This is a genomic window from Acinetobacter sp. ME22 (assembly GCF_022012315.1).
Classification (GTDB): Bacteria; Pseudomonadota; Gammaproteobacteria; order Pseudomonadales; family Moraxellaceae; genus Acinetobacter; species Acinetobacter brisouii_A.
Window position 1 is genome coordinate 1 of sequence record NZ_JAKLTL010000032.1, and the last position, 4,571, is coordinate 4,571.

Here is a 4,571-nt window from a genome sequence, read left to right on the forward strand (position 1 = left end):
TCTTACAACCGATTAAACTTTACCCTATTTCGGCGTTTTTAGGGGTTGGCAGGCTAGATCTTGTACGGTTTTTTTGAAGAAATGCTTCTCAGTGGCATTTATTTCCTGCCACTTGAGTGCACGACAGTCAACATATTCACAATATCCTGCCTCACCTTCATAGTATTTCTGATTCATTTTAAGTTTATAGCTAAAACTTCCAACATAGCCCGCACCAAATCCAAACTTATAATCCCCTCTTGCTTCGGCAAATAGTTGAATTTTGAGATGTCGATGCTGTAAATGCCAAGAAAATTCACGAGGTAAGTACATGCTCAAACCATTTGGCGTAACAACTTTAGGGTAAACACGCACCACTTCAAACTCAACATTATGTAAATATGTTTTAATTTTTTGCTGCTGTGTGTCTAGCAAAATGAGTTTACTGTGAATAATTTGATTAAAACGATTGCGAATTTGATAAAAGATAAATTGCAAATGCTCAACTTGAATTATTTGTCTTGTATAAAAATACCAACTCCAAAATGGAAGTTGAATGGTTCGTGCATAGCTAAAAATACCAGTACTTTGTACCTGATAGCTTTGTTCTTTATAACGTAATGTACCTTGCATACTGGCTGGACAAACCCATTGCTGCATAATCCCGAGATTAAATGGATAATTTTTATAGCGTGGTGGATGTAACTGAATGTTCAGTAAAAATGCGAGTTCACTATATTCGTGAATCAATCTAAAGCTTTGCTCTGCTTTTACAATTTTAATGGTTTGATCAAAGTTGATAAGTTCTGGTGTTTGCCCACAATCATCTTGTATTGAATAGCTTTGTAGACAGTTTAGTTGACTTAAACTGCAAGAATGAAAAATCCAAGCTGTATCAAATTCAGTTGTTGTCACTGCTGCCGGATTTTGTAAAACAGGAATATTGGGTATACCCAGTAAACTTAGAAAATTGATGTAATGAAGTGGCGCAGGCAGATTTAAAAAGACCAAGCCATAATGTAGTGTTTTATATTGAAGATTTGGCAGCCACTGCAATTGGGTCAAATCTGGAGGCTGTTTCGCTGATTTGGAAAAACTGTTCCAGTACACAACAACCTCCATAAATGTGGCTTTTATTTTTTATGTTACTTTTTTCCTTGCTAAAAAAGTAGTCACAATTCCTGATAGAGCATAAATACTTGCAACCACTAATATACCCACAGGAATGTTATAGGTCATTGCTGCCAAAATCAGCACAACTGGCAACATTACAACAAATGGCACACGCTTACGATCCATCTGCTTGAATGAATAATATTTCATATTCGAAATCATCAGCAAACCAACCACAACCATGAAAATGGCATAACCAATTTGGGTAGATAATTCTTTCACATTAAATACATGTGAATAATCACGACTCACCCAAACTAGACAGATCACTAAAATCGCAGCGAGTGGGCTAGCAACACCGATAAAATAGCGTTTATCAACCACACCAATTTGAACATTAAAACGTGCCAAGCGGAATGCAGCACATGCGGTATAAACGAAACAACAAGCCAGACCAATACGACCTAAACCGTGCAAACTCCAACTATACATTAAAATTGCAGGTGCAAGACCAAAAGCAATCAAATCCGATAACGAATCAAATTGTTCACCGAAAGCGCTTTGTGCACCAATTGCACGTGCAACACGACCATCAAGCCCATCAAACAATGCCGCAAGAAAGATGGCATAAATTGCATGGATAAACTGTCCATCCATACTCGAAATAATCGAATAAAAGCCTGACAGCAATGCTGCAGTGGTAATCAAGTTAGGCCATAAATAAATTCCACGGCGTTTAATGCGCTGCCCTTCATGCGTATGCTCTTCTTCGATGACTTCAAATGTTAGCCCATCATAAGCATCATCTGAACAATCTCCATTGTGTTTGGGCACATTGGTCATGTTGTTGCTTCCCCAGTATTTTGATTTAAAACCGTATTATTCACCCACCAGCCATTTGACTGCAACAGAACCACCGTTCTCTTGCATGCGCAAATGCGGGAATAGCCACTGTAATGCCTGATCTGCTTGCTCAGCAAACTGCCAAGGTGGGTTAATAATCAACATACCACAGCCATTTAAACCGACTGGTGTATCATCTGGCCAAACACAGATTTCACAAACGAGCTGACGACGAATGCCCGTTTTACTCATTTTTTTCTCAAAACGTTCAATCATGGCACGGTCTTTAATTGGATACCAAACCGCAAATACACCTGTCGGCCATTTTTTATAAGCATTGACTAACAATTCAACCAATTGTGGAAAGTCCTTACGTTCAAGTTCGTAAGGGGGATCAATCATCACCAAACCACGTTTTTCTTTTGGCGGAATTACGCCAAGTAACCCTTCATAAGCATCACGTTCATGCAAACCCGCACGGCGGTCACGAATATTTTGGCGAAGCTGCTGAAAGACATCGCGCTGCATTTCAAAAACAGTGGCTTTGTCGATATCGCGCATGCCTTGCAATGCAAACCATGGCGAACCTGGATAAGCGCCACGACCATCTTCGACACGCATGTTTTCAACCAAATTCAAATATTGCTGTACCGCTTCAGGTGCATGGCGCTTTTGAATCGATGGCAATTGCATCAAACGATGAATACCTGAAAGATATTCACCAGACTTCTGTGAAGGCGCTTGAGATAAGTCATATTTTCCCGCACCACCATGCGTGTCGATATAACGATAAGGTTTATCTTTTGCATTGAGACGTGCCAGTAGTTGCAGCAAAAGCACATGCTTCATAACATCGGCAAAGTTGCCCGCATGAAAATGGTGACGGTAATTCATGTTTCTATCAATTCCTAAAATCAACGGCTATCTTAACATGAAAAAAACATCGATGCGGATTGGACAGTTGTTCTAAAATAACTGACTTTTTCGATAGATTTGAATTTTAACTGGGGAATTATGACTGAGCTTCTACCACAAAACTGGGATATAAATAAAATTATCAATGATTTAGATGAATCAGGTTTTAGTATCATTGATCAAGCATACCCTGAAGAATACTTACAAACTGTTCACCAAGAATGTATGCACCATTTAAATGAATTTCGTGATGCAGCTATTCAAAATGGCGTGGTGAGTCAAATTCGCAGTGATCACATTTTATGGATTAACGAAAATTTACCGATTGCAGAACAACATGTTGCAACGCTGATGCAACTGGCTCAGGAGCTGAATCAAGTTTTTTTCTTCGGCATTCGTGAAGTCGAAGCACATTTTGCCTGTTACAACGCAGGTGAGTTTTATGCCTTACACCGTGACAATCCACAAAAGAAAAATGATCGGATGGTTTCTGCGGTATTGTATTTACATTCAGAATGGCAAGAAGATTGGGGCGGTCAATTACGCCTGCAAGATAAACAACAAAACTGGCATATTTTAGAGCCAAAACCGAATCGTATCGCCCTGTTTCAAAGTGATTTACTGCATGAAGTTCTTGCTGCTCAACAGCAACGCTTATCGATCACAGCATGGATGCGTAGCAATCACTCAATTTGGTCATAGTCCCTACAGTTAATCCGTACTGACTTTAAATGTATCGAAAAATCCACATATACTGTTTATGAGCCATTGAGGAAACAGCATGTTAATGAACAGCCAACAGATTATTGCGCGGATTGGAGAAACTGATCAGCTCTATTTAAGCGCCAATAGCCCAGAACTGGCGTTGGAGCGTGGTGATTTACGCCTGCAATTGGTGACTTTAAGCCACAATCGTCAAGAACAGTTGTATTTTCTGCATGAAGCGCTCGCGATTTTAGAACAAGGGCGTGTGGAATTTGAGGAAATTCCAATGCAGCTGTATATAAATTTATCTTTACAACTTGCCAAAGCTTATATGATTTATTTTGAGCTGAATCAAGACAGTAAATTTGCACTGATTACCCAGCAAATCTTAAAGCCGTTGGCACATTTAGCTTATGGTGATATTTATTTCTTCTTGGCATATGCAGCAATTGTGAAAAAAGAACATGCTATGACCAAACATTGGCTACGTAAATATGTCAATAGTTCAGAATATGACCATGAACTTCTACATGCCCATCCTCAATTTAAACCACTCCATCAAGAAGTTTGGTTTATTGAACTTGTAAAAAAACAGCTTCATTAAATTAAAAAAACCTCTATATCCAATAGAGGTTTTTTTATTTCGATCTATCTTAAGACATCGGATGCTGTGCGTCGGTATGTAGTAACTCATTTAATTCATCGACCACAATGGCCCATTCATCATCCTGATCATAGCGGTGTTGTAAAAATTCACGTTGTGGCGCATTCCAAAACACAGCATTCGCAAGTTCAACATCTTGCGCGAGTTGATGTGAATTGACAAAATCTTCTATCGCCCCTGCTTCTGCGGGCAACCCCAATTGCTGAAATAGCAATTCGAGTGTGGGTTGTTGTTCAAACATTTTTCTGCTCCATCCACTGGATCACTTTATTTTAAAAAATTACGCTGCTTTTGTTGAGTGACTCTCAGTTGGATTCCTGTAAAGGCATAAAAAAAGCACCCCGAAATGGAG

6 protein-coding genes are annotated in these 4,571 nt (G+C 39.2%); 2 read left to right on the forward strand and 4 right to left on the reverse strand.

Features of this window, described 5'->3' with window-relative positions:
• Positions 1-24 precede the first annotated feature (24 nt).
• The 3 genes from LVY74_RS17495 to LVY74_RS17505 are packed head-to-tail and all read right to left on the reverse strand — an operon-like array spanning position 25 to position 2,829.
• A complete protein-coding gene (locus LVY74_RS17495; protein WP_237816131.1) occupies positions 25-1,089 on the reverse strand; it encodes a DUF6670 family protein in 1,065 nt (354 codons plus the stop codon).
• A 30-nt stretch (positions 1,090-1,119) separates the two neighbouring features.
• Positions 1,120-1,935 carry a CDP-diacylglycerol--serine O-phosphatidyltransferase gene (gene pssA, locus LVY74_RS17500; protein WP_237816132.1) on the reverse strand — a complete coding sequence of 272 codons (816 nt, stop codon included), beginning with the start codon at positions 1,933-1,935 and terminating at the stop codon, positions 1,120-1,122.
• 36 nt (positions 1,936-1,971) lie between these two features.
• Positions 1,972-2,829 (reverse strand): 23S rRNA (adenine(2030)-N(6))-methyltransferase RlmJ, encoded by an 858-nt coding sequence (locus tag LVY74_RS17505; RefSeq protein ID WP_151708702.1) that lies wholly within the window; start codon positions 2,827-2,829, stop codon positions 1,972-1,974.
• 117 nt (positions 2,830-2,946) lie between these two features.
• On the opposite strand from LVY74_RS17505, the gene LVY74_RS17510 reads away from it, so the two are divergent.
• A complete protein-coding gene (locus LVY74_RS17510) occupies positions 2,947-3,552 on the forward strand; it encodes a 2OG-Fe(II) oxygenase (RefSeq protein WP_237816135.1) in 606 nt (201 codons plus the stop codon).
• Positions 3,553-3,631: 79 nt separating this feature from the next.
• Positions 3,632-4,159: a hypothetical protein gene (locus LVY74_RS17515; RefSeq protein ID WP_237816133.1), complete on the forward strand. Its 528-nt coding sequence runs from the start codon at positions 3,632-3,634 to the stop codon at positions 4,157-4,159.
• A gap of 49 nt (positions 4,160-4,208) precedes the next feature.
• Here LVY74_RS17515 and LVY74_RS17520 read toward each other — a convergent pair whose 3' ends face one another.
• A complete protein-coding gene (locus LVY74_RS17520) occupies positions 4,209-4,460 on the reverse strand; it encodes a DUF2789 family protein (RefSeq protein ID WP_237816134.1) in 252 nt (83 codons plus the stop codon).
• Positions 4,461-4,571 lie beyond the last annotated feature (111 nt).